23 protein-coding genes are annotated in these 20,570 nt (G+C 66.7%); 14 read left to right on the plus strand and 9 right to left on the minus strand.

The features are described from left to right. Nucleotides 1-11 precede the first annotated feature (11 nt). Both ACQ66H_RS01330 and ACQ66H_RS01335 read left to right on the plus strand, forming a co-directional pair. The gene (locus tag ACQ66H_RS01330) at nt 12-863 is read left to right on the plus strand and encodes a PEP-CTERM sorting domain-containing protein (protein WP_430432488.1); all 852 of its coding nucleotides are present in this window, start codon (nt 12-14) and stop codon (nt 861-863) included. Nucleotides 864-876: 13 nt separating this feature from the next. After that, nucleotides 877-1,629: a hypothetical protein gene (locus tag ACQ66H_RS01335; protein ID WP_430432489.1), complete on the plus strand. Its 753-nt coding sequence runs from the start codon at nt 877-879 to the stop codon at nt 1,627-1,629. Between the two features lie 43 nt (nt 1,630-1,672). Here ACQ66H_RS01335 and ACQ66H_RS01340 read toward each other — a convergent pair whose 3' ends face one another. Further along, a complete protein-coding gene (locus ACQ66H_RS01340) occupies nt 1,673-2,011 on the minus strand; it encodes a zinc ribbon domain-containing protein YjdM (RefSeq protein WP_430432490.1) in 339 nt (112 codons plus the stop codon). 107 nt (nt 2,012-2,118) lie between these two features. Beyond that, a complete protein-coding gene (locus ACQ66H_RS01345) occupies nt 2,119-3,066 on the minus strand; it encodes a YcjF family protein (RefSeq protein ID WP_430432491.1) in 948 nt (315 codons plus the stop codon). Between the two features lie 246 nt (nt 3,067-3,312). On the opposite strand from ACQ66H_RS01345, the gene ACQ66H_RS01350 reads away from it, so the two are divergent. Next, the gene (locus tag ACQ66H_RS01350; RefSeq protein ID WP_430432492.1) at nt 3,313-3,480 is read left to right on the plus strand and encodes a hypothetical protein; all 168 of its coding nucleotides are present in this window, start codon (nt 3,313-3,315) and stop codon (nt 3,478-3,480) included. Nucleotides 3,481-3,554: 74 nt separating this feature from the next. On the opposite strand, the gene ACQ66H_RS01355 is transcribed toward ACQ66H_RS01350, so the two are convergent. From ACQ66H_RS01355 to ACQ66H_RS01365, 3 genes are all read right to left on the minus strand, one after another. Beyond that, the gene (locus tag ACQ66H_RS01355; protein WP_430432493.1) at nt 3,555-3,836 is read right to left on the minus strand and encodes a hypothetical protein; all 282 of its coding nucleotides are present in this window, start codon (nt 3,834-3,836) and stop codon (nt 3,555-3,557) included. A 308-nt stretch (nt 3,837-4,144) separates the two neighbouring features. Beyond that, nucleotides 4,145-6,823 carry an AAA family ATPase gene (locus ACQ66H_RS01360; protein ID WP_430432494.1) on the minus strand — a complete coding sequence of 893 codons (2,679 nt, stop codon included), beginning with the start codon at nt 6,821-6,823 and terminating at the stop codon, nt 4,145-4,147. Further along, nucleotides 6,820-7,941: a metallophosphoesterase family protein gene (locus ACQ66H_RS01365; protein WP_430432495.1), complete on the minus strand. Its 1,122-nt coding sequence runs from the start codon at nt 7,939-7,941 to the stop codon at nt 6,820-6,822. Before ACQ66H_RS01365 ends, ACQ66H_RS01360 begins: the two co-directional genes overlap by 4 nt. Before the next feature lie 229 nt (nt 7,942-8,170). Between ACQ66H_RS01365 and dksA the strand changes: the two genes are divergently transcribed. Continuing rightward, nucleotides 8,171-8,599 (plus strand): RNA polymerase-binding protein DksA, encoded by a 429-nt coding sequence (gene dksA / locus ACQ66H_RS01370; protein WP_425763493.1) that lies wholly within the window; start codon nt 8,171-8,173, stop codon nt 8,597-8,599. Nucleotides 8,600-8,614: 15 nt separating this feature from the next. Here dksA and infA read toward each other — a convergent pair whose 3' ends face one another. Continuing rightward, nucleotides 8,615-8,875 (minus strand): translation initiation factor IF-1, encoded by a 261-nt coding sequence (gene infA / locus ACQ66H_RS01375; protein ID WP_020163009.1) that lies wholly within the window; start codon nt 8,873-8,875, stop codon nt 8,615-8,617. 284 nt (nt 8,876-9,159) lie between these two features. Between infA and ACQ66H_RS01380 the strand changes: the two genes are divergently transcribed. Continuing rightward, nucleotides 9,160-9,894, plus strand: coding sequence for a trypsin-like peptidase domain-containing protein (locus tag ACQ66H_RS01380; protein ID WP_430432496.1), 735 nt, complete (start codon nt 9,160-9,162; stop codon nt 9,892-9,894). Between the two features lie 78 nt (nt 9,895-9,972). Continuing rightward, entirely contained in the window at nt 9,973-11,184 is a 1,212-nt protein-coding gene (locus ACQ66H_RS01385; RefSeq protein WP_430432497.1) for a glycoside hydrolase family 2 TIM barrel-domain containing protein, read from the plus strand. 216 nt (nt 11,185-11,400) lie between these two features. Here the strand turns inward: ACQ66H_RS01385 and mog are convergent, their stop codons facing one another. Next, complete coding sequence (mog, locus tag ACQ66H_RS01390) at nt 11,401-12,000, minus strand: molybdopterin adenylyltransferase (protein WP_430432498.1); 600 nt, start codon at nt 11,998-12,000, stop codon at nt 11,401-11,403. Beyond that, nucleotides 11,993-12,571: a ribosome biogenesis factor YjgA gene (gene yjgA, locus ACQ66H_RS01395; RefSeq protein ID WP_019915774.1), complete on the minus strand. Its 579-nt coding sequence runs from the start codon at nt 12,569-12,571 to the stop codon at nt 11,993-11,995. Before yjgA ends, mog begins: the two co-directional genes overlap by 8 nt. Nucleotides 12,572-12,643: 72 nt before the next feature. Here yjgA and pmbA point away from each other — a divergent pair, with 72 nt between their 5' ends. The 5 genes from pmbA to ACQ66H_RS01420 all read left to right on the plus strand — a co-directional run bounded on the left by pmbA (nt 12,644) and on the right by ACQ66H_RS01420 (nt 17,036). After that, the gene (gene pmbA / locus ACQ66H_RS01400) at nt 12,644-13,984 is read left to right on the plus strand and encodes a metalloprotease PmbA (RefSeq protein WP_430432499.1); all 1,341 of its coding nucleotides are present in this window, start codon (nt 12,644-12,646) and stop codon (nt 13,982-13,984) included. Continuing rightward, nucleotides 13,985-15,064 (plus strand): TRAP transporter substrate-binding protein, encoded by a 1,080-nt coding sequence (locus ACQ66H_RS01405; RefSeq protein ID WP_430432500.1) that lies wholly within the window; start codon nt 13,985-13,987, stop codon nt 15,062-15,064. Between the two features lie 250 nt (nt 15,065-15,314). Next, complete coding sequence (locus ACQ66H_RS01410; RefSeq protein WP_430432501.1) at nt 15,315-15,941, plus strand: TIGR04255 family protein; 627 nt, start codon at nt 15,315-15,317, stop codon at nt 15,939-15,941. 326 nt (nt 15,942-16,267) lie between these two features. Further along, nucleotides 16,268-16,612, plus strand: a complete 345-nt coding sequence (locus ACQ66H_RS01415; RefSeq protein WP_430432502.1) for a hypothetical protein — start codon at nt 16,268-16,270, stop codon at nt 16,610-16,612. Next, nucleotides 16,593-17,036: a hypothetical protein gene (locus tag ACQ66H_RS01420; protein WP_430432503.1), complete on the plus strand. Its 444-nt coding sequence runs from the start codon at nt 16,593-16,595 to the stop codon at nt 17,034-17,036. Before ACQ66H_RS01415 ends, ACQ66H_RS01420 begins: the two co-directional genes overlap by 20 nt. Nucleotides 17,037-17,096: 60 nt before the next feature. On the opposite strand, the gene metK is transcribed toward ACQ66H_RS01420, so the two are convergent. After that, on the minus strand, nt 17,097-18,260 hold the full coding sequence (gene metK, locus ACQ66H_RS01425; protein WP_430432504.1) for a methionine adenosyltransferase: 1,164 nt from the start codon (nt 18,258-18,260) through the stop codon (nt 17,097-17,099). A gap of 169 nt (nt 18,261-18,429) precedes the next feature. On the opposite strand from metK, the gene ACQ66H_RS01430 reads away from it, so the two are divergent. Genes ACQ66H_RS01430 through dapF form a run of 3 tightly spaced genes read left to right on the plus strand, consistent with a single transcriptional unit; the run spans nt 18,430 to nt 20,569 of the window. Next, nucleotides 18,430-19,305, plus strand: a complete 876-nt coding sequence (locus ACQ66H_RS01430; RefSeq protein WP_430432505.1) for a lysophospholipid acyltransferase family protein — start codon at nt 18,430-18,432, stop codon at nt 19,303-19,305. Between the two features lie 5 nt (nt 19,306-19,310). Continuing rightward, entirely contained in the window at nt 19,311-19,739 is a 429-nt protein-coding gene (locus tag ACQ66H_RS01435; protein ID WP_430432506.1) for a CoA-binding protein, read from the plus strand. After that, nucleotides 19,736-20,569: a diaminopimelate epimerase gene (gene dapF / locus ACQ66H_RS01440; RefSeq protein WP_430432507.1), complete on the plus strand. Its 834-nt coding sequence runs from the start codon at nt 19,736-19,738 to the stop codon at nt 20,567-20,569. The genes ACQ66H_RS01435 and dapF overlap by 4 nt, the downstream gene beginning before the upstream one ends. Nucleotide 20,570 lies beyond the last annotated feature (1 nt).

Here is a 20,570-nt window from a genome sequence, read left to right on the forward strand (position 1 = left end):
AGAACGACACCATGATCCACCGCACCCTCGCCACCGCCCTTGCCGTTGCCTTCGCTGCACTCGCCACTCCGGCCCAGGCCGCCGTCAGCGTCACGCTCGAACGCGACGCTTCCGGCCTGTTCGACAGCTTCGAGTACTTCCAGGACTTCGACACGCTGGCCTCCGCCAACGGCAGCAGCAACGTCGCCTGGAGCAATGACAGCACTCTCGCCGGCTGGTCGCTGTTCGACTCGGCCAAGGTGGCCAAGACCTTCTATCGTGCCGGTAACGGCAGCGACGCCGGCGGCTACTTCTACAGCTACGGCCAGAACGCCGACAGCGACCGTGCCCTCGGCGCACTCGGCTCCGGTGGCGCCTACTGGGGCTCGCCGGCTTCCAGCGCGCTGTCGGGCTACGCAGCGGCCGCCTTCCGCAACGACAGCGGCGCCACCATCGAAGGCGTCAGCGTGTTCTGGGACGCCGAGCAATGGCGCGTCGGCGAAGCCAACCAGGGCAGCGATACGCTGGACTTCCGCTACGGTTTCGGCGACAGCTTCGGCAGCGTGAGCACCTGGATCAATCCGGGCAGCGCGTTCAAGTACAACTCGACGGTGACCAACGCCGCCTCGACCGCCGGCTTCGCCACCGACGGCAACGCCAATGCCGTACTGCGCGGCGGTGACATCGCGCTCGAGTGGGAAGCCGGCCAGACGCTGTGGATCACCTGGATCGACTACAACAGCGCCGGCTTCGATCACGGTCTGGCCATCGACAACGTGTCGCTGAGCGTCGCCATCCCGGCCGTGCCGGAACCGGCCTCGATCGCGCTGCTGGCGGCCGGCCTCGGCATCGTCGGCGCAGCCGCGCGCCGCAAGCGCGCCTGAGCGGATGGTGGTGATGACCTCGATACGCGCTTCCCTGCTCGCTGCCGCACTCGGCGCGGCTGCGCTGCCGGCCACGGCCGACATCGCCGTGGCGCCGGACGCTGCCGGGCGCTTCGTCTACGTGCAGAACTTCGACACGCTGGGCGCCACCAGCCGCGCCTTCGACTGGCGCGACAACGACACGCTGCCCGGCTGGCGGCTGCTCAACTTCGTCGAACAGCCGCTGGTGACGCCGACCTACCGCGGCGACACCGGTGACGATGCCGGCGGCAGCTTCTACAGCTACGGCCTCGAAGGCGACCGCAACCGCGCGCTCGGCGCGGTCGGCACCGGCGGCAGCTACTTCGGCACGCCGGCTGCCGGCCAGCTCGCCGGCTACATCGCCGTGTCCTTCCGCAACGCGGGCGGTCGCGGCATCGACGCGGTGCGCATCGCGTTCGAAGGCCAGCAGTGGCGGCAGGGCGCCAGCGACGATTTGAACGTGCTGGTGTTCGAGTACGGCGTCGGCGAGGAATTCGGCCATGTCGACTGGGTGCGCCCGGGCGCCGGCTTCGATTTCGAATCGCCGTCACCACTGATCCTGACGCCGAGCGGCGCACCGGTCTTCGGCCGCGACCCGCTGGCGAAACAGGCGCTCGGCGGCATCATCACGCCGGCATGGACAGCCGGCAGCCGGCTATGGCTGCGCTGGGTCGTACGCAACAACTACAGCTTCGATCACGGCCTGGCGATCGACGACGTGAAGGTCGAGGTGGAGCGCTTCTGATCGCAGGCGCGTGCCGGTTGACGGCCGGCACGCACTGCCTGACTCAGGCCTTCTTCACGAACTCCGATTTCAGCTGCATCGCGCCGAAGCCGTCGATGCGGCAGTCGATGTCGTGGTCGCCCTCGACCAGACGGATGGACTTCACCTTGGTGCCCACCTTCAGCACCGACGACGAACCCTTTACCTTCAGGTCCTTGATCAGCGTGACGCTGTCACCGTCGGCCAGCACGTTGCCGTAGGCGTCCTTCACCACGCGCGCCTGATCGCTGGCTTCGGCGGCCCGCTGCGGCCACTCGTGCGCGCATTCCGGACAGACGTACATGCTGCCGTCCTCGTAGGTGTATTCGGAACTGCACTGCGGACATTTCGGAAATGAACTCACGGCCTACCCATTCATGATCGGTTTATCGCCCGCGGACTGCGGGGGCCGTCATTGTGCACTGCCGCTGCGTCGGAGCCGTTGCGCCAGCGCAAACCGGCCAGTCGCGCTCAGCCGCCGCGCACCATCGCCATGATCTGCGCGGCGTCCAGGCCGGATGCGCGCTGGCGTATCTGCGGCAGGTAGTCGGCCTGCAGTTTCTTCGCCGGTTCCAGCATCTGCTGGAAGCCCTGCTGCAGCGCCGCTGCGCTCATCTGCCGGCCGCCGGCGTAATAGCGTTTGGCGATGTGACCGAGCGCGTAGGTGCTTGCGAACGAGAAGGCCATGCCGGTGGCGGTGCGGCCGAGACCGCCGACGGTCTTGCCGGCCATCTTGCCGAGCAGGCCGCCGAGCAGCTTGCGGCCGAACTGCTCGAGGTATTGCGAGGTGAGGCCGACGCCGACCGTGGCGAGGAATTCCTTGATGTGGCCCTGGTCGAGTTCGTAGCCGTGCGCGCGGCCGATGCGATAGACCATCTTGATCTGCAGCGGAATGATGGCGACCGAGGCCCAGGTCTGCGGCAGCAGTTCGAGCGCACCATTGAGGATGGCGTAATTCAGGATGGTCTTGTCGAGTTCGGCGTCCGAGGGCGCCGGCTGCGCGGCAGCCACCGTTGTGGACGCAGCGATCGTGGCGGGCGCGTACGCGTCGAGGTCGGCCAGCGCGTTGGCCTTGCTTTCGGCGTCGGCCACCCGGGCGTCGCCGTCGAGACAGAGCTGACGCTTCAGGTCGGCGAGGAAGGCGCGTTCTGTGTCGCACTGGCGGCCGTCTGCGTCGCAGATGCACAGTGCCATTTCGTAGGCGAACTGGCGCTGGCCGAGGTCTTCCAGCGCCGAGGTCGCGTCGCGTAAGGTCACCCGCTTGAGCAGCACGTCCTGGTAGAGACGCGGCAGGTCGGGCGCCTGCGTGCCCAGTGATTCGGCAAAACGGCGTACGTGGTCGCGCTCGCGGTCGTCCTTGACGCCATCGGCGAAGGCCGCGAACAGGGCAATGGTGAGCAGGGCGTTGTCAGGTGTCATGAAACGGCATCCTTATCGATTTGGGTTCACAGCGACGCTGTGAGCCCCGACCGGCGGACGCGGTTCCGTGATCGGCCGGCGCCGAAACCGCTGCTTACATGATGGCGGCGTGCTGCGCCGACGGCACCGGACTTCACATGCACCAAACCGAACGCGACCGCCTGCGCGATGTCGTGCAGCGCATCCTTGATCACTGCGACCGACAGCACGATGCGTGCATGCCGGCGATGCATCAGGCCGGGCTCGATGAAGATGCGCGATGACCGGATGGATGGTGATCGCCAGTTCGATCAACGGCACGATCTTCACTGTGGTCGGGTGACCGGCGCTGCCGGCATAGCCCCTGAAGTTGACCTCCTCGAAAAGCGGGCCGGCGATGAACCCGGCTCCGCTGCCCCGCCATCCGGCATGTGACCACTTTCAGCGGGCGCCAGCCCGGATTGAGGCATGCATACGTGGCCGGCTCCGGACGCGCGGAACGTCCTGTATCAGAGCGTGACGCCGGTCACGGTGACCGCGGCCGCCGCCAGCAGCCAGCTCGCGATCCGCCGCAGCAGTGCGGTGTCCAGCGTGCGGCTGGCGTCCTGGCCGGCGCGGCCCAGGCCGACCACGAACAGATGGGCCGGCAGCGCGATCGCCAGTAGCGTGGCGATCACCAGTCCGGCGCTGTCGCCGGTCTCGCCGCCGAAACGTGACCACAGCAGTGGCCACACCGCAGCGGAAAAGGCGCCGGCCAGCGCGGCGGTGATCGGGGTGGCGGTGATGTTCATGACAAGATCCGAGCGAAGTGAATCGAAATGGAAGCGGTTATCGGCTGCCGCGCACACGGGCACTCACTCCGCGTCTGCCGACCGCTTAGGATCACTGAAGCCGCAGCGGCGTCGCGAGGCCACTATGCTGTCAAGACCGGCGGGCGGCAGATCCCCGGATGTCAGGAACGCCGCACGAGCCCGCATCGAACTCGACAGATAGGCGTCGAACCTTTCGACCGTCAGCGCGGCCATGGTCCCGCAGCGTCGTGCGAACCGCCTGCGGCCAATCGACGCACACCGAGCCTGCGCGGTCTGTCTCCACATCCTCATACCCCTCCCTGCCCGACGGGCGTCGCCACTGAAGCGAGCGAGCGCGCCGCCACGCCGAGATCGCGCCAGTTCTCCGGGTGGCAGGTGAACAGCAGGATCTGATGGCGCAGCGCGGCATCGAACAGCACCCGCTTCATCCGATCCAGCCGCGCGGCGTCGCTGTGCACCAGCGCGTCGTCGAGGATGATGAGCGTGGGGCGGCCGGCTTCGCGCAGCAGGTCGGCGTAGGCGAGGCGGGCGATCACGCCCATCTGTTCGCGCGCGCCGAAACTGAGCGCGTTGACGTCGCCGCTCTCCACACCGCCTGCGATCTCTCGGGTGAGCGGGCCCGGGCTCAGGCTGTCGTCGATCGCGATGCGCGCACCTGGAAACAGCAGGCCGAGGTAGTGATTCAGATGCTTCTGCAGCGGTGCCTGCAGGCGCTGGGTCAGCGCGCGACGCTTGTCGCGCAGCCGGCCGAGCAGCAGGTCCAGCGCACGGGCGCGGCGGGCCAGCTGCTCCTGCCGGCGTTCGGCCGCGGCGAGGTCGCGCGCGAGGGCGGCATGCCGTTCGTCCAGGCCCTGGGCGCCAGCCGCTTCCAGTTCGATCTCCAGCCGGGTGATTTCGTCGCGCCGCTGGTCGCGGGTCTTCTCGGCGATTTCGGCGCTGCGGTCCAGCCGCTGCACGTCCTGTTCCAGCGCCTGCGGGCGGGCCGCCTCGAGCTGCCGCGCCAGCGCCTCGATCCGCTGCGCCTGGGCCGCCTGCCGGGCAAGTTCGTCGGCCAGCGCGCGCTGTGCCTCCGCTCGTTGCTCCGCACGACCCGGATCGTCGAGCCGCGCCCGGGCCGCTGCCGCCTCGCTCTGCGCGGCTTCGAGCACTGCCTGCGCGGCCGCGCGGCGGCTGACCACCTCGCCCAGCTGGCGTGCCGCCTCGGCCAGCGACTGACGCGCCCGCTCTTCGGCCCCTTCAGCCTCGACCACCGACGGCAAGTCGGCCGCGTCGGCGGCGCCCTGGGCCTCGGCGGTCAGTGGCGCCAGCCGCTGGGTCAGTTCGGCCACCCGGCCGATGAGCACGCTGCATTCGGCGCGCAGCGCATCGATGCCGCGCGGCGCCAGCGCCTTCACGGTCGCTTCAGCCGCCTTCAGGTCAGTCAGCTTCTGGGCATGCAGCTGCTGGCGCGCTTCGGCGGCCTCGAGCGAGGCGAGACCGAGCCGGGCCAGCGCACTGCCGTGACGATCGGCCAGTTCCGCAGCTTCGCGCGCCAGCGCGGCGGCATCGCTGCCGCCCGGTTCGATGCGCAGCCGACCGTGGCCGGGCAGAGTGATCGTTGTCGCTTCAGGCAGCAGTCGCTCGCCGCTGCCGGTCAGGATCTCGTCGGCGATGCGCAGTTCGCGGCCGTCGTCGAGCGCGAAGCGCAGCCGGGTGGCGAGTGCTGCACGACGGATGTCCAGTTCGCGCAGGCGCCTTGCCTGTTCGCGCAGCGCGGTGAGATCGGCCGCGCGGATTTCGCAGGCGGCGGCTTCGGCCTGCAGCGCGAGTACGCGCGCCTGTGCCGCCTCGGCCTGCGCACTGGCGGCTTGCGCTGCCTCGGCCTTGCGGCGTGCGTCATCGAGTTCGCGGCTGACCTGCTGCAGGTTGTCGCGGATGCGCGCCTGTTGCAGCCGGCGGCGTGCGGTTTCATGCGCCTGCGTTGCCTCCCGTTCGCGCTGTTGCCAAGGCCCCGCCAGTGCCTGCACCGCGTCCAGCGCACGCTGCGCGACGGACACCGCTTCGGCTCGGCGCGCGGCATCGGCCGCGTCCGCGTCGAAAGCCGCGAGCTGGCCGCGCAAGAGCTCGACCTGCCGCGCCAGCCCCTGCGCCGACAGGCGTTCGCCCTCGAGTCTCGATTGCAGTGACTGCGCCTCGGCCAGCGCCGCGCGCGCTTCCGCCGCCTGCGCGCGCAGTGCCAGCCAGGGACGCTCGGCGGCATCCGTGGCGTGCTCGGCGCGGAGCAGTGCCAGCCGGTCTACCTTCTGCCGACTGTCCTGCAGCGTGGTTTCGACCGCCGCCTTCTCTGCTGCCAGTTGCGAGCACAGCTGCTGGGCTTCCAGCCAGGCGCCGCGCGGCCGGTCGGAGGACGGGGTGAGCAGTTCGTTGCGCAGCTTCTCCACTTCGGCGGTGATGTCGTCGCCGTCGCCGCCCGCGATTTCACCGAGCGAGGCGGTGAGCACGCTGCGCAGATGATCGGTGGCGTGGGATACCGCATCGCGCAGCTCCTGCGCGCTGCCCTGCTCAATCCACAGCAGGCCGGGAATGCCCCAGTGCTCGGCCTTGCTGGCGCCCTTGGACGCGAAGGCGAAACCCAGCCGCTCGGCGAGGAAGTCCTCGGCCTCGGCGCCGTCGAAGGCGCGCTCGCCGTACTGCAGCGTGCATCGCTTCCGGCCGAGGAAGCGCTTGTTCAGGCGGCAGTCGCGGCCGTCGAGTTCGAAATCGAGTTCCACTTCGGGCGAGGCGCCCGGATCGCTCCATGGGCGCAGATGCTCGACCGTGCCGGAGCGGTGGCGCTCGAAGAAGGCGGCGCGCAGCGCGGCGACCAGCGTGCTCTTGCCGGCTTCGTTGGGACCGGCGAACAGATTGAGACCGGGGTCGAGGTCGCGCAATTCGAAGGGCTGGTGGAAGCGGCGGAACTGGTTGACGCGGAGGCGGCTGATCTTCATCGCGCCACTCCCGCGCGGCGCGCATCGAGCAGGCCGGCCAGCAGCACCAGCGCGTCGCGCGCGGTGTCGCCGTCGGCGTCGTCCTGCGCGGCGCGCAGATCGGCGATCACCTCGCCCAGGTAGCCCTCGGCGGCCAGTTGTTCGAGGTCGGCGGCGGTCGGTTCGATGCGCACGCGGTCGAGCTCGGCCAGCACGGCGCGTGCGCGGCCGCGCGCCTGCGTGATCGCGTCGCCGACCCGCTTCAATCCGTCGAGGTCGGTGCGGCCATCGATGTCGAGCTGCAGCACGTCGTCCGCTGCAAGCGTTCCGAGCAGTGCGCACAGCGCATCGACATCGCTCGCCACCTGCAGCGTGAACGCCTCGCTGCGCCAGCGGTAGCGGCCGGTATCCACCTGCGTTATCCGCGGCACGGCACCCGGCGCGTCGATGTTGACGATGAGCGCGCGGCCGGAATCGTTGTTGCGGAAGCGGTCGGTTTCCGGCGTGCCGCTGTACCAGCAGCGCGCATCGACCTGACGGCAGCCGTGCCAGTCGCCGAGCGCGAGGTAGTCCAGCCGCGCTTGTGCGGCGCGGTCGGCGGCAATCGGGTTGGCCGAATCGATGCCTTCGGCGAGCAGGCCCTGCACCGCCCCGTGCGCGATGCCGATGCGGAACGCACCGGCCGGCGTGTCGGCGGCGGCAAACCAGTCGGTCAGGTCGTTGTAGGTGTGGCGCTGGGTCAGCGGCGCCGGCAGCACGACGGCGTTCAGTCCGTCGAACTGCAGTGGCTCAGGGCGCAGGCACAGGTGCACGTTGTCGGGCACCGCGTTGAGCCGCTGCGCGCGCGTCCACACCGACTCGCTGAGCGCGGCGTCGTGATTGCCCGGAATCATGACCCACGGGCCGGCATGCACGCGCGTCGCGTTGAACAGCCGCAGCACCGTCTTGTCGGCGATGCCCTGGGCGTCGAACACATCGCCGGCGACCAGCACCAGATCGACGCGTTGCTCGGTCGCCAGCGCGGCCAGCCGCTCGACCGCTGTGATGCGGGCTTCGGCCAGCAGCGCCGCCTCGTCGGCGTCGAATTGTCCGTACTGTCGGCCGATCTGCCAGTCGGCGGTGTGGAGAAGTCTGAGCACAGGTGTGGGCGGGGCATCGCGGGGCGCATACCTTGCGTCGGCGACGGCGGCCCTGTCAATCGCTGCCGGGCGCGGGCGGGCGGTATTCTTCGGCAGCGGGAAAAGTTGTGCGCACCGCCGTCATCCGGGACGTGTATCTTTAGCGCACCGGATCGCCGATTCCTGCGGCGGCCGGCGGGCACGCACCGCTGCGTGCGCCCATCCACCGCTCACCCGGAAGGCCCGTACCATGAGCGCTACCCTCCTTGCCGAGGCGGACGTCGAAGCCCGCCTGCTCGCATCCCCGCCGTCGGAGTACATGTCGCCGGAGCAACTCGCCTTCTTCCGGCAGCGATTGCTCGCCGAGCGCGACGCGCTGCTGCAGTCTGCGCACGAAACGACGCAGCACCTGCACGAGTTCGAGCGCACGCCCGACCCGTCGGACCGCGCGTCGCTGGAGGAGGATCACTCGCTGGAATTGCGCGTGCGCGATCGCGAACGTAAGCACCTGCACACGATAGACGAGGCGCTGGCGCGCATCGACGACGGCAGTTACGGCTGGTGCGAATTCACCGGTGAGCCGATCGGGCTCGCCCGGCTGCTGGCGCGGCCGACCGCAACGATGTCGGTTGAGGCGCAGGAACTGCACGAAAAGCGCCGCAAGATGCGCGGACGCTGACCGCGCAGCAGGGACTCAATGCGTGCGGCGTACCGGTGCGGACGCTGCGCCACGGCCTTCGATGTGACGGAAAGTGATGCGCCCCTTGCTGAAGTCATAGGGCGACATTTCCAGCGACACCTTGTCGCCGGCGATGATGCGGATGTGGTGCTTGCGCATCTTGCCGCAGGTGTAGGCGACCACCATGTGGCCGTTCTCCAGCGTGACGCGGTAGCGCGAATCGGGCAGGACTTCCGTCACTACGCCGTTCATGTCGATCAGTTCTTCCTTGGCCATTGCGGCTCTCCCGGGTGGGCGTGAAAAGTGGACGCCGGGCCGCAGGCGCGCGGGCCGTGGAGCGTCAGGGGGCTGACTGCGGGATCGCTTTGGGATGCGACGGGATTCGGGTCGCCGACGACGAGGTCTGTGCGAGAAGGAAACCGGAAAACTGCAGTGACGGCGCGGCCGGAGTGGATGAAACCGTGCGGCGCCGGCCAACACTATGCACCGATTACGGGCTTTCTGCCGGGATATCTGCCGAAGACGTTCACAATGAGGGCCGTTTCATGCCGCCGAACCCGATGATAGAACCCATCCTGCTCGCCGCTGCGCGCATCTGCACGTTCGATGGCGCACGCGCGCTCACCAACGCCAGCGGCTTTTTCTTCGAGCGCGACGGGCGGCTCTATCTGGTCACCAGTCGCCACGTTCTGGTCGATCAGCCGAGCCGTCACTTTCCCGATCGCATCGAGATCGAATTGCATATCGACGCCGCCAACATGGCGCGCTCGACCGGCTTCTCGATCCCGCTCTATCGCAACGGCAAGAGCCTGTGGCGTCAGGGCGCGGATCGCGCTGGCGCCATCGACGTCGCGCTGATCGAACTGGACCGCGCCGCGCTGCCGCCGACCGCGGTCTGGCGCGCCTTCACGCCGGCCCACCTGTCGGCCGACCTCGACCGCATCGAAGTCGGCAGTTCGCTGCTGGTGGTCGGTTTCCCGCTCGGCTTCCACGACACGCTGCACCACATGCCGGTGGTGCGTCAGGCCGGTATCGCCTCGTCTTTCGGTCTGCGCTTCCAAGGCGAAGGCTACTTCCTGACCGACGCCCGCACCCACCGCGGCATCAGCGGCGCACCGGTGGTGATGCGCGTGCCCGACGACCCGGCCGCGCTCGGCGACCTGCCGTGGATGCTGCTCGGCGTGCACTCGGCACGGCTCGATGTCGGCACGCGCGATCTCAAGCTGGACGAGGCGCTGGGGCTGAACTGCGCCTGGTATGCGGACATCCTGATGACGCTGGCCCAGCCCGCCTGAGGGCATCGGCGGGAACACTGGACGGCCACGTGCCTCTCAGCTTCGTGGCCGCCAGCAGGCGGCGTCGTGCATATATATATGGCATTCCGTGAATTCTCCCCGGCACTGACCCTGCTCACCCTCGTCGCACTGCTGTGCCTGCCGCTGCCCGGGCGCGCAGCCGACCCCGCCTGGCAGGGTGCGGCCTTCGAGGGCGACCGCGTGGCGCTGCAGAAGCTGGCCGATGCCGGCGCGCGCGTGGTGCGCGTCTATCGCGAGAGCGACGCCTGGGTGCTGGATGCGGCGCAGACGATGGGCATGAAGGTGGTGATGGGGCTGTGGCTCGGCCATCCGCGGCACGGCTTCAACTACCGCGACGCTCGGCTCGTCGCCGCCCAGGACGCGCGGATCGCGGATTTCGTGCGGCGCTACCGTGAGCACCCGGCGCTGCTCGCCTGGGGCATAGGCAACGAGATCGAGACCGGCGTCGGCGATCCGCGACCGCTGTGGAACGAAGTGAACCGCGTCGCCGCGCTGGTGAAGGCGCTCGACGCGAAACACCCGACCGTCATGGTGGTTGCCGACAACAGCGACGCATGGCTGGCGCCGCTTGCCGGCTGCTGTCCCGATGTCGATGTGTTGGGGTTGAATCTGTATGGCGGTTCCATCTTCGAACTGCCGGCCCGCCTGCAGCGGCTGGGCATCACGAAGCCGGTGCTGGTGACCGAACTGGGTCCGCTCGGTCAGTGGCAGGCCGGGCGCAAACCCTGGGGCGCGCCGGTGGAGCTGACCAGCACGCAGAAGGCGGACTTCTATCGCGATGCGCTGGCTTTCGTCGCCGGGCAGCCGCAGATCGTCGCCGCCTTTCCCTTTCTGTGGGGCGAGAAACAGGAACAGACCGCGACCTGGCACAGCCTGCTCGACGTCGGCAGACCGACCGCGATGACCGATGCGCTGGCGGACGCCTGGGGCCGCCCGCCGAAAGTGGCGGCGCCACGCGTTCTCGGCATCGGTATCGCGGCCGACGAGTTTCCGGCTGGGGGCGAGGTGTCGGCGGGCGTCGATGCACACGCCTTCGATGGCGCGGCCCTGAGCACCGAATGGGTGGTGCGAGCCGAAGCCACCGATCTGCGCATCGGCGGTGACATCGAGGCGGTACCGCCGCGCATCGACGTGAAGGTGTTGCACGCCGACGCGCGCAGCGTGCGCTTCATCGCGCCGGCCGTGCCCGGCGCCTACCGCCTGTTCATCACGGTGACGGACCGGACCGGCAAGGTGGCGACCGCCAATCTGCCGTTTCTGGTGCGGTAAGGTCGGGTTTGGCGCAGGGCTGGCCGTGGAATTTTTTGGAAGGGGCCCGCTGATCCCGACGTTGACCTGAACCCAGGCCGGGGTTCTGTGGGAGGGGTCTTCTGACCCCGACAGCGGGCCTGGATCGAAGCCGGCGGACCGCAGCGGCCGTGTCGCGGCCAAGGCCGCTCCCACAGCGGTGGGCGCGCGACTCGCGGCCGCTGCGGCTCGGCGAGCTCAGGTTTTCGCGGCGCGGATCGCCGATTTCGGACGGAAGGCCTTGACTACGCTGTCGTCCGTCTCGATGTACGGCCCGCCTATCAGGTCGATGCAATAGGGCACGGCGGCGAAGATGCCGTGCACCAGCGGATTGCCGTCGGCGTCCTTGACGCCTTCCAGCGTTTCCTTGATCGACTTCGGCTGGCCCGGCAGGTTGAGGATGAGCGTCTTGCCACGGATTACGCCGGTCTGCCGCGACAGGATGGCGGTCGGCACGAAGCGCAGGCTGATCTGCCGCATCTGTTCGCCGAAACCGGGCATTACCCGGTGCGCCACGGCGATGGTGGCGTCCGGCGTCACGTCGCGCGGGGCGGGGCCGGTGCCGCCGGTGGTCAGCACCAGATCACAGCCGGCGCTGTCGCACAGTTCGATCAGCGTCGCTTCGATCTGCGGCTGTTCGTCCGGGATCAGCCGCGTTTCGAACAGCACCGGATTCTTCAGCGCGGCCGACAGCCACTCCTTCAGTGCCGGGATGCCCTGGTCCTGGTAGACGCCGCTCGATGCGCGGTCGGAAACGGAAACCAGACCGACCGTCAGCAGATCCTGTGTGTCACTCATCGTCGTTCTCGTCCTGTTCGGGTTCGATGTCCTCTTCGCCGCTCTGCGCGTTGTCGAGCTGACGCAGCACGCGGAAGATTTCGCGGAAGGCGCGCGGCGGCTTGTTCAGTTCGCGTTCGCGCAGCACGTTGCGACGCAGCGTGCGCAGATGGGTCAGGTCGGCGCCCGGCCACTGGGCGGCGATGTCGCCCAGCACCTGTTCGTCGGCGATCAGCCGTTCGCGCATGCGTTCCAGCATCTGTTCGCGCGCGACCGCGCGGGCGGAGCGGCCGTGGATGGCGTCCAGCGCTTCGGTCAGCGGCGCGGTGTCGATGCCGCGCATCACCTTGCCGACGTACTGCATCTGCCGGCGCAGGCCTTCGTGGCTGCGCGTGCGCTGCGCTTCGGTGATGGCGATGCGCAGGTTCTCCGGCATGTCGATGCGCTTGATCTGTTCGGCCGACAGCGCGACCAGTTGCGTACCGATGTCCTGCAGCACATGGGCGTCGCGCTTCCGCTGGCTCTTGCTCGGACGGTCCGGCAGATCCTGATCGTCGGGGTTTTCGGTGGTGGATATCGATTTGGGGCGCATTGGGATACAGAGGACGGGGCAGAGCGTGGCAAGCGGCTATTATTGCAGCCTTTGCCCGACCACGAATCCGCCATGTCCCGACAGGGTTTCAGCTATACCGACGCCAGCATGCGCGATATCGCGCAACAGCTTCTCGATCATGCCCGCGCCGGTGGCGCGACTGCCGCCGAAGTTGACGTGTCCGAAGGCTTCGGCCAGTCGGTCACCGTGCGCCGCGGCGAGGTCGAAACCATCGAGTACAACCGCGACAAGGGCATCGGCGTCACCGTCTATGTCGGCCAGCGCCGCGGCTACGCCAGTTCAAGCGACTTTTCGCTGGACGCGATGCGCGCCACCGTCGATGCCGCGCTGTCGATCGCCCGCTTCACCGCCGAAGACGACGCGGCCGGCCTGCCGGACAAATCGCTGCTGGCCACCGAATTCCGCGACCTCGACCTGTTCCACCCGTGGGAACTGCCGGTCGAACAGGCCATCGATCTGGCCCGCCGCTGCGAGGACGCCGCCTTCGGCGTGTCGCCCGACATCCGCAATTCGGAAGGCGCTTCGGTGTCGGCCCAGCAGTCGCAATTCATTTCCGCCAACAGCCTGGGCTTCATGGCCGGCTACGCCAGCACGCGGCAGTACATCAGCTGCTCGGTCATCGCCGGCGAAGGTGACGGCATGCAGCGCGAAGACTGGTACGCCAGCCGCCGCAACGCCCACGACCTGCCGGCGCCGGAGGCGATCGGCGACTACGCCGCGCGCCGCGCGCTGTCGAGGCTCGGCGCACGGCGCGTCAAGACGACCCGCGTGCCGGTGCTGTTCGAAGCGCCGCTGGCCATCGGTCTGCTCGGCCATTTCGTGCAAGCGACCAGCGGCGGCGCGCTGTACCGCAAGTCCTCCTTCCTGCTCGACAGTCTGGGCAAGCAGATCTTCCCGAAGCACATCAACATTTCCGAACGGCCGCACCTGCCGGGCGCGATGGGTTCGGGCATGTTTGACGACGACGGCGTCGCCACGCGTGACCGCGAAGTCGTACAGGGCGGCGTGCTGAACGGCTATTTCCTGAGCACCTACTCGGCGCGCAAGCTGGGCATGGAAACCACCGGCAACGCCGGCGGCTCGCACAACCTCATCCTGCAGTCGGGCAAGAAGAGCCTGGATGAGCTGATCCGCGGCATCAAGCGCGGTCTGCTGGTGACCGAACTGCTGGGCCACGGCGTCAATTACGTGACCGGCGACTATTCGCGCGGCGCCGCCGGCTACTGGATCGAGAACGGCGAAATCGCCTACCCGGTGCAGGAAATCACCATCGCCGGCAATCTGCGCGACATGTTCATGGGCATACAGGAAGTCGGCGCCGACGCACTGGTGCGCGGCTCGAAACAGAGCGGCTCGGTGTTGATCGACCGCATGCGCATCGCAGGTGCCTGAGTGACCGACCGGCGCAGCTTCCTGAAAGCGGCGCCGCTCGCCGCTATGGCTGGAGCGCCGGCGGTCGTCGGCGCCCAGCCGGCCATCCGCTGGCGGCTGGCGTCCAGCTTCCCTAAGGCGCTGGACGCGCTGTATGCCGCCGCCGAGCAGGTGGCGCAGCAGGTCAGCGCCGCCACCGGCGGCCGCTTCCAGATCCAGGTGTTCGCCGCCAACGAACTGGTGCCGCCCTTTGGCGTGCTCGATGCCGTGCGCGAGGGCACGGTGGAGTGCGGCCACTCGGCGTCCTACTACTACATCGGCAAAGACCCGACCTTCGCTTTCGACTGCGCCATGCCCTTCGGTCTGAACAGCCGGCAGCAGGCGGCCTGGCTGGTCGATGGCGGCGGCATGGCGCTGATGCGCGAGCTGTTCGCCGGCTACAACGTCGTCAATTTCCCCTGCGGCAACACCGGTGCCCAGATGGGCGGCTGGTTCCGCCGCGAAATCCGCAGCGTGGCCGACCTCAAGGGCCTGAAGATGCGCATCGGTGGCTACGCCGGCCAGGTGGTGTCACGGCTGGGCGTGGTGCCGCAGCAGATTCCGGGCGCCGACGTCTATCCGGCGCTGGAAAAGGGGGCGATCGACGCAGCCGAGTGGGTCGGGCCGTACGACGATCTGAAGCTCGGCTTCTACAAGGTCGCGCCCTATTACTACTACCCGGGCTGGGCCGAAGCCGGCCCGCAGCTGACCATCTACGTCAATCGGCAGGCGTATGACGCCTTGCCGGCCGAGTATCGGCAGATCCTCGAATCCGCTTGCGCTGCAGCCCACATCGGCATGCAGGCACGCTACGACGCGCGCAATCCGGCGGCGATGAAGAAGCTGATCGAAGGCGGCGCCCAGTTGCGCATGTTCTCGCGCGACATTCTGCTCGCGCTGCAGAAGGAGGCGTTCGCGCTGTACCGCGAAACCGCCGCCGCCAACCCGCAGTTCCGCAAAGTGTTCGAGCCGTGGAACCGCTTCCGCTCCGAACAGCACCTGTGGACGCGGATCGCCGAGAACTCGGTGGATGCGTTCGTGGGGCGGCATCCGATGGAATAATAGCCTCGGGCTTGATAACTACCTTCTTGCGACCAACCTTCGTGACTTGTGAAACACTCACGTCTAAAAATTGGTGCAGCATATAAAGTTGAGCTGGGGCTTGACGTCGCGTAGTGGAGGAGCGTGAGTTCACTTACACACGCTGAGTTCAAGTGTTCTCGCACCTATTTCTGTTGGTCAAGTTTCATTCAGAGGGGAGGCGACGTGACATCATTCAACGACAGCCTCCTAGTGTTATAGAGGGATTCTAGTGACTGACCCGCAAAAACGTCCTCCGGATCTGCCGGATTTTAGGCTTCCACCGCTCAACGAGGTGGTTGTTGGCGTCCAGTTCGCAGCGCCTCAAGGCTATCAACAAATACGTGCCGGAGAGGTTTGGGGCGTGTTTAAGGACGAGTATCCACAAGTGCAGGAGCATCAGGCGCTGGCGCCTGCGTTTGAGACCTTTGGGTTGCCATTTCAACATTCCTCCCTAATGCCGCAGTTTGGAATTGTAACTGGGGGGGTGCATGATCGCTTCTGGTTCTTGAAACCGGAGGGTGATGAATTGCTCCAATTTCAGCAGGATCGGTTGCTGCATAATTGGCGGAAGGTAGGCGGAGTTGAAAATAACTACCCTCGTTTTGAGGCGATGCGCGATGGATTTTGTAGGGAGCTTTTCAAGCTTCAAGAATATTTCTCGTCACTCGTGCCTCAGTCGTTAATGATTAATCAATGTGAGATAAGTTACATAAATCACATTCCTTTCGATAGAGCTGATGAGCGTGGCTTTTCCTATTGGCTAAGTTTCTTGTCTTTTGGTCAAAAATCTCCAGATGATTTTACGGTTAATTTTCGGGAGGTTGTCAGGGGTCCGGATGGGCGGCCAATCGGTTGACTGTATGTAGAGTCGTCACTTGGTTATTTGCAGAACGGGCGAGAGGTTATTGTTTTAAGTCTTACTGTGAAGGGGGCGCCGGAAGGTGCGGATATTGGCGCCGCAATGAATTTTTTGTCGGTAGGTCGTGACGTGATCGTTCGACGGTTTGTTGATTTGACTTCCGCTGAAGCTCATCGTGTTTGGGGGAGGGTGCAGTGAGAGAAGTGTGTCTTGGGTTGGCGTCGATTGGCTCTAGTCCGGTGATGAAAATCACAGGTCCCTCTGTGCGTCAGGTCGCTATGAGCGATCAAGGGTCCTCTTGGGCCGCAGTGGTAAGAGAACGCTTGGAACAGTTGATCCGCCTTGAAGAGGGCTGGGATGGATATGGCGGTTTTCCAGTCTCTTTCGACAATGCTATGTTCGCTTTTAGGGTGCTTGAGTCCATTTGTGGCCCATATACACCACCACCACAAATTGTCCCGGGCGCATCCGGTGATCTACAAATCGAATGGCACACCCATGTGGGGGATATCGAGTTGTGGGTTCGTGGGCCTAATAATGTTTACGCGTGGAGAGACCGCGGCGAGACACATGGTTTCGATGAACTTGATCTAACGACTGACTTTTCTACGGTTTCGGATTGGGTAAAGGAGATAACGGAGCCAACGATTGCTGCCGCCGCCGCGTGATGTAAGCGGGAGGGTAGTTCCTCATGATCATCCCGAAATTCTGGGAGCGGATGGCATTATTCGTAGAGTTTCAGAGCAGTTTGTTGTTACCGACAAAAATGGCTTTAGGCGATTGTCGAGCATGGCTGTTTCGCCGTCCTCGAGCGCAAATGGTGGGGGGCTGTCTGTCGATCTCCAGCGTCAGATCGAGGAAGCTGGGCTTGACGCAAAGGTGTTTGTTACGACCCCGCGTTGGATCGGTTCAATTCGCTTTACGGCGCAGCAGCTTCGGGACGAAGGCTTCCAAGTGGGGACAGATCCGCTCCCGCCAGACAATCCTTTTCACGGAGAGGTTTGGGGCAACTTCACTCACAGTGAAAAAAAGCGGCTACTAAGATTGGCGCAATGGTTCGTAGCTCTGGACGGTGTCGCAATAGATGGCTGAGGCTGGATGCTGCTGCTAAGAGGAGAGGCCGCGTCCAGGCCTCTCCTCTCGTCGTTCCCCTTACAGCCCGGCGTCCGCCCGCAGCGCCGCTGCCTTGTCGATCGCTTCCCAGCTGAATTCCGGCTCGTCACGGCCGAAATGGCCGTAGGCGGCGGTCTTCTGGTAGATCGGGCGCAGCAGATCGAGCATCTGTACGATGCCCTTCGGGCGCAGATCGAAGTGGCGCTTCACCAGTTCGGTCAGCTTCTCGTTCGAAACCTTGCCGGTGCCGAAGGTTTCGACCATGACCGAGGTCGGCTGGGCGACGCCGATGGCGTAGCTCACCTGCACCTGGCACTTCGACGCGAGGCCGGCGGCGACGATGTTCTTCGCCACGTAGCGGCCGGCGTAGGCGGCCGAGCGGTTGACCTTGGACGGGTCCTTGCCGGAGAAGGCGCCGCCGCCGTGCGGAGCGGCACCGCCGTAGGTGTTGACGATGATCTTGCGGCCGGTCAGGCCGCAGTCGCCCTGCGGGCCGCCGATGACGAAGCGGCCGGTCGGGTTCACCAGATACTTGATTTCGCCCTTCACCAGTTCCGGCGGCAGCACCGGCTTGATGATGTCTTCGATCACCGCTTCGCGGATCGCTTCGAGTGACATGTCCGGCGCGTGCTGGGTGGACAGCACCACGGTGTCGATGCGCTCCGGCTTGCCGTTGACGTAGCGGATGGTGACCTGGCTCTTGGCGTCCGGGCGCAGCCAGGGCAGGCGGCCGTCCTTGCGCAGGTGAGCCTGGCGCTCGACCAGGCGGTGCGACAGGTGCAGCGCCAGCGGCATCAGCACCGGCGTTTCGTCGCAGGCGTAGCCGAACATCAGGCCCTGGTCGCCGGCACCCTGGTTCAGGTAGTCGTCGCTGGCGCGGTCCACGCCCTGGGCGATGTCCGGGCTCTGCTTGTCGTAGGCCACCAGCACGGCGCAGCCCTTGTAGTCGATGCCGTATTCGGTGTTGTCGTAGCCGATGCGCTTGATCGTGTCGCGTGCGACGTGGATGTAGTTGACGTTGGCGGTGGTGGTGATCTCACCGGCCAGCACGACGAGACCGGTATTGCACAGCGTTTCGGCGGCGACGCGGGCGGTCGGGTCCTGCGCCAGGATGGCGTCGAGGATGGCGTCGGAAATCTGGTCGGACACCTTGTCCGGGTGGCCTTCGGACACCGACTCCGAAGTGAAGAAATACTCTGACATGCACCTGCTCCTTGTAACTTCCCTGTTGCGGTTCGTCGAACCAGCCCCGGGAAGCGAGCAGGCGACGCTTTAGCAGTATTTCTAATCCGCCCTGCAAGTTGTCTCGTTTAACTCGGCGGAAACAGTAGTCTACCGCGTCCTGTCGTTTTCGCGAATCCAGCTTTTTTCCATGTCAGACCTCGCGAGCCGGGTGGCCATGGGCGCCTTCCGGCTGCTTTCCCACCTTCCGCTGCGCACGCTGCAGGCGATCGGCGCCATCGCCGGGCGTCTGATCCATGCGCGCTCCGCCAGGTTCCGGCGCGAGTTCGACCGCAATCTGACGTCGGCGATACCGGGCGCCGACGCCGCGCTGATCCGCGAGGCGGCGGCCCATTCCGGCCGCGCCATGCTCGAACTGCCGTGGATCTGGATGCGGCCGCGGCCGGCCGTGGTGGCCGGCGTGGTCGAGGTCAGCGGCTGGGAACACGTCGAGCGACTGCACGCCAGCGGCCGCGGCGTGGTGCTGCTGACGCCGCACATGGGCGCCTTCGAGATCGCCGCCCGGCTGATCGGTTCGCGCATCCCGATCACCGTGCTCTACCGCGCACCGCGCCAGGACTGGCTGCGTCCGCTGATGGAGCAGGGGCGCGACGGCGCCGGTGTGTCGCTGGCAGCAGCCGACGGCTCGGGCGTACGGCGGCTGCTGCGCACGATCAAGGACGGCGGGCTGGTCGGCATCCTGCCGGACCAGGTGCCGGCCAACGGCGAAGGCATGTGGGCCGACTTCTTCGGCCGCCCCGCCTACACGATGACGCTGGCCGCCCGGCTCACCGCGATGGCGGCCGGCACCGTCATGGTGTTTGCCGAACGCCTGCCGGCCGGGCGCGGTTTCCATGTGCACTTCATCGAACCGGAAGTGCCGGTCGAGGGCGATACGGCGCAGCGGGTCGAGGCGATCAACCGCAATGTCGAGGCGCTGGTGCGCCAGTATCCGGCGCAGTACATCTGGGGCTACAAGCGCTACAAGTGCCCGCCCGGTGTGCAGCGGCCCGCCCCTGTAGAATGACGGCCATGTTTACGAATCCTGCGCCGCAGGCCATCGCAGACCTTTTGCGCCGCGTGCGCACGGTGGCCGTGGTCGGCCTGTCGCCTAATGCATCCCGTCCCAGCCATCGCGTCGCCCGCGGCATGCAGCGCTTCGGCTGGCGCATCGTGCCGGTGCGCCCGGCGGTCACCGAAGTGCTGGGCGAGCAGGCCTATGCCTCGCTGGCCGACATTCCCGAGGACCTGCGCCGGCAGATCGATCTGGTCGACCTGTTCATCGCCGCCGACCGCGTCGGCGCCTTCGTCGATCAGGCGATCGCGCTTGGCCTGCCCGCCGTGTGGCTGCAGGACGGCGTGATCGACGAAGCGGCTGCGCTGCGCGCGCAGGCGGCCGGCCTGACCGTCGTGATGGACCGCTGCGTGTGGCGCGACTACGTTTCCATGGTGACTGAATGAAGCTCCGTTTTTCCAAGATGCACGGTCTGGGCAACGATTTCGTCGTGATCGACGCGATCCGCCAGCGCGTCGATCTGACGCCTGATCAGGTGCGCTTTCTGGCTGACCGCCATTTCGGCGTCGGCTGCGACCAGTTGCTGGTGGTCGAGCGCGCGCAGCAGCCGGGCGTCGATTTCCGCTATCGCATCTTCAATGCCGACGGCGGCGAGGTCGAACAGTGCGGCAATGGCGCGCGCTGTTTCGTGCGCTTCGTGCGCGAGCAGGGCCTGACCGACAAGCGCGAAATCCGCGTCGAAACGAAGAGCGGCGTCATCACGCTGACCGCCGCCGACGACATCAACGTGACGGTGAATATGGGGGTGCCGGTGTTCGAGCCGGCGCGCATCCCCTTCCAGTCCGATTCCGACGCCTTCGTGCAGCCGCTGGACGTGGCCGGCAGCGCGGTGCCGATCACCGCGGTGTCGATGGGCAACCCGCACGCAGTGCAGGTGGTGGCCGACGTCAACCACGCGCCGGTGGCGCAACAGGGTCCGCTGATCGAATCGCACCCGCGTTTTCCGGCGCGCGTGAACGCCGGCTTCATGCAGGTGGTCGATGCCCACCACATCCGGCTGCGCGTGTATGAGCGCGGCGCCGGCGAAACGCTGGCCTGCGGCACCGGCGCCTGCGCCGCCGTGGTGGCCGGCATCGTCCGCAACCTGCTGGAAAGCCCGGTGCGCGTCAGCACGCGCGGCGGCGAACTGAACATCGCCTGGGCCGGCGAGGGCCAGCCCGTCCTGATGACCGGCCCTGCCGTCACCGTATTCGAAGCCGACATCCATCTGGAGTAGT

It is taken from the genome of Methyloversatilis sp. (genome assembly GCF_965284615.1).
Classification (GTDB): domain Bacteria; phylum Pseudomonadota; class Gammaproteobacteria; order Burkholderiales; family Rhodocyclaceae; genus Methyloversatilis.

Bases quoted from the DNA above. Each gene is read 5' to 3' on its own strand.
- ACQ66H_RS01355 (WP_430432493.1), bottom strand. From the start codon at position 3,836: ATGAACATCACCGCCACCCCGATCACCGCCGCGCTGGCCGGCGCCTTT.
- ACQ66H_RS01385 (WP_430432497.1), top strand. From the start codon at position 9,973: ATGGCATTCCGTGAATTCTCCCCGGCACTGACCCTGCTCACCCTCGTC.
- mog (WP_430432498.1), bottom strand. From the start codon at position 12,000: ATGAGTGACACACAGGATCTGCTGACGGTCGGTCTGGTTTCCGTTTCC.
- ACQ66H_RS01345 (WP_430432491.1), bottom strand. From the start codon at position 3,066: ATGACACCTGACAACGCCCTGCTCACCATTGCCCTGTTCGCGGCCTTC.
- ACQ66H_RS01360 (WP_430432494.1), bottom strand. From the start codon at position 6,823: ATGAAGATCAGCCGCCTCCGCGTCAACCAGTTCCGCCGCTTCCACCAG.
- metK (WP_430432504.1), bottom strand. From the start codon at position 18,260: ATGTCAGAGTATTTCTTCACTTCGGAGTCGGTGTCCGAAGGCCACCCG.
- ACQ66H_RS01335 (WP_430432489.1), top strand. From the start codon at position 877: ATGACCTCGATACGCGCTTCCCTGCTCGCTGCCGCACTCGGCGCGGCT.
- pmbA (WP_430432499.1), top strand. From the start codon at position 12,644: ATGTCCCGACAGGGTTTCAGCTATACCGACGCCAGCATGCGCGATATC.
- infA (WP_020163009.1), bottom strand. From the start codon at position 8,875: ATGGCCAAGGAAGAACTGATCGACATGAACGGCGTAGTGACGGAAGTC.
- dapF (WP_430432507.1), top strand. From the start codon at position 19,736: ATGAAGCTCCGTTTTTCCAAGATGCACGGTCTGGGCAACGATTTCGTC.
- dksA (WP_425763493.1), top strand. From the start codon at position 8,171: ATGAGCGCTACCCTCCTTGCCGAGGCGGACGTCGAAGCCCGCCTGCTC.
- ACQ66H_RS01330 (WP_430432488.1), top strand. From the start codon at position 12: ATGATCCACCGCACCCTCGCCACCGCCCTTGCCGTTGCCTTCGCTGCA.
- ACQ66H_RS01430 (WP_430432505.1), top strand. From the start codon at position 18,430: ATGTCAGACCTCGCGAGCCGGGTGGCCATGGGCGCCTTCCGGCTGCTT.
- yjgA (WP_019915774.1), bottom strand. From the start codon at position 12,571: ATGCGCCCCAAATCGATATCCACCACCGAAAACCCCGACGATCAGGAT.
- ACQ66H_RS01380 (WP_430432496.1), top strand. From the start codon at position 9,160: ATGATAGAACCCATCCTGCTCGCCGCTGCGCGCATCTGCACGTTCGAT.
- ACQ66H_RS01350 (WP_430432492.1), top strand. From the start codon at position 3,313: ATGAAGATGCGCGATGACCGGATGGATGGTGATCGCCAGTTCGATCAA.
- ACQ66H_RS01435 (WP_430432506.1), top strand. From the start codon at position 19,311: ATGTTTACGAATCCTGCGCCGCAGGCCATCGCAGACCTTTTGCGCCGC.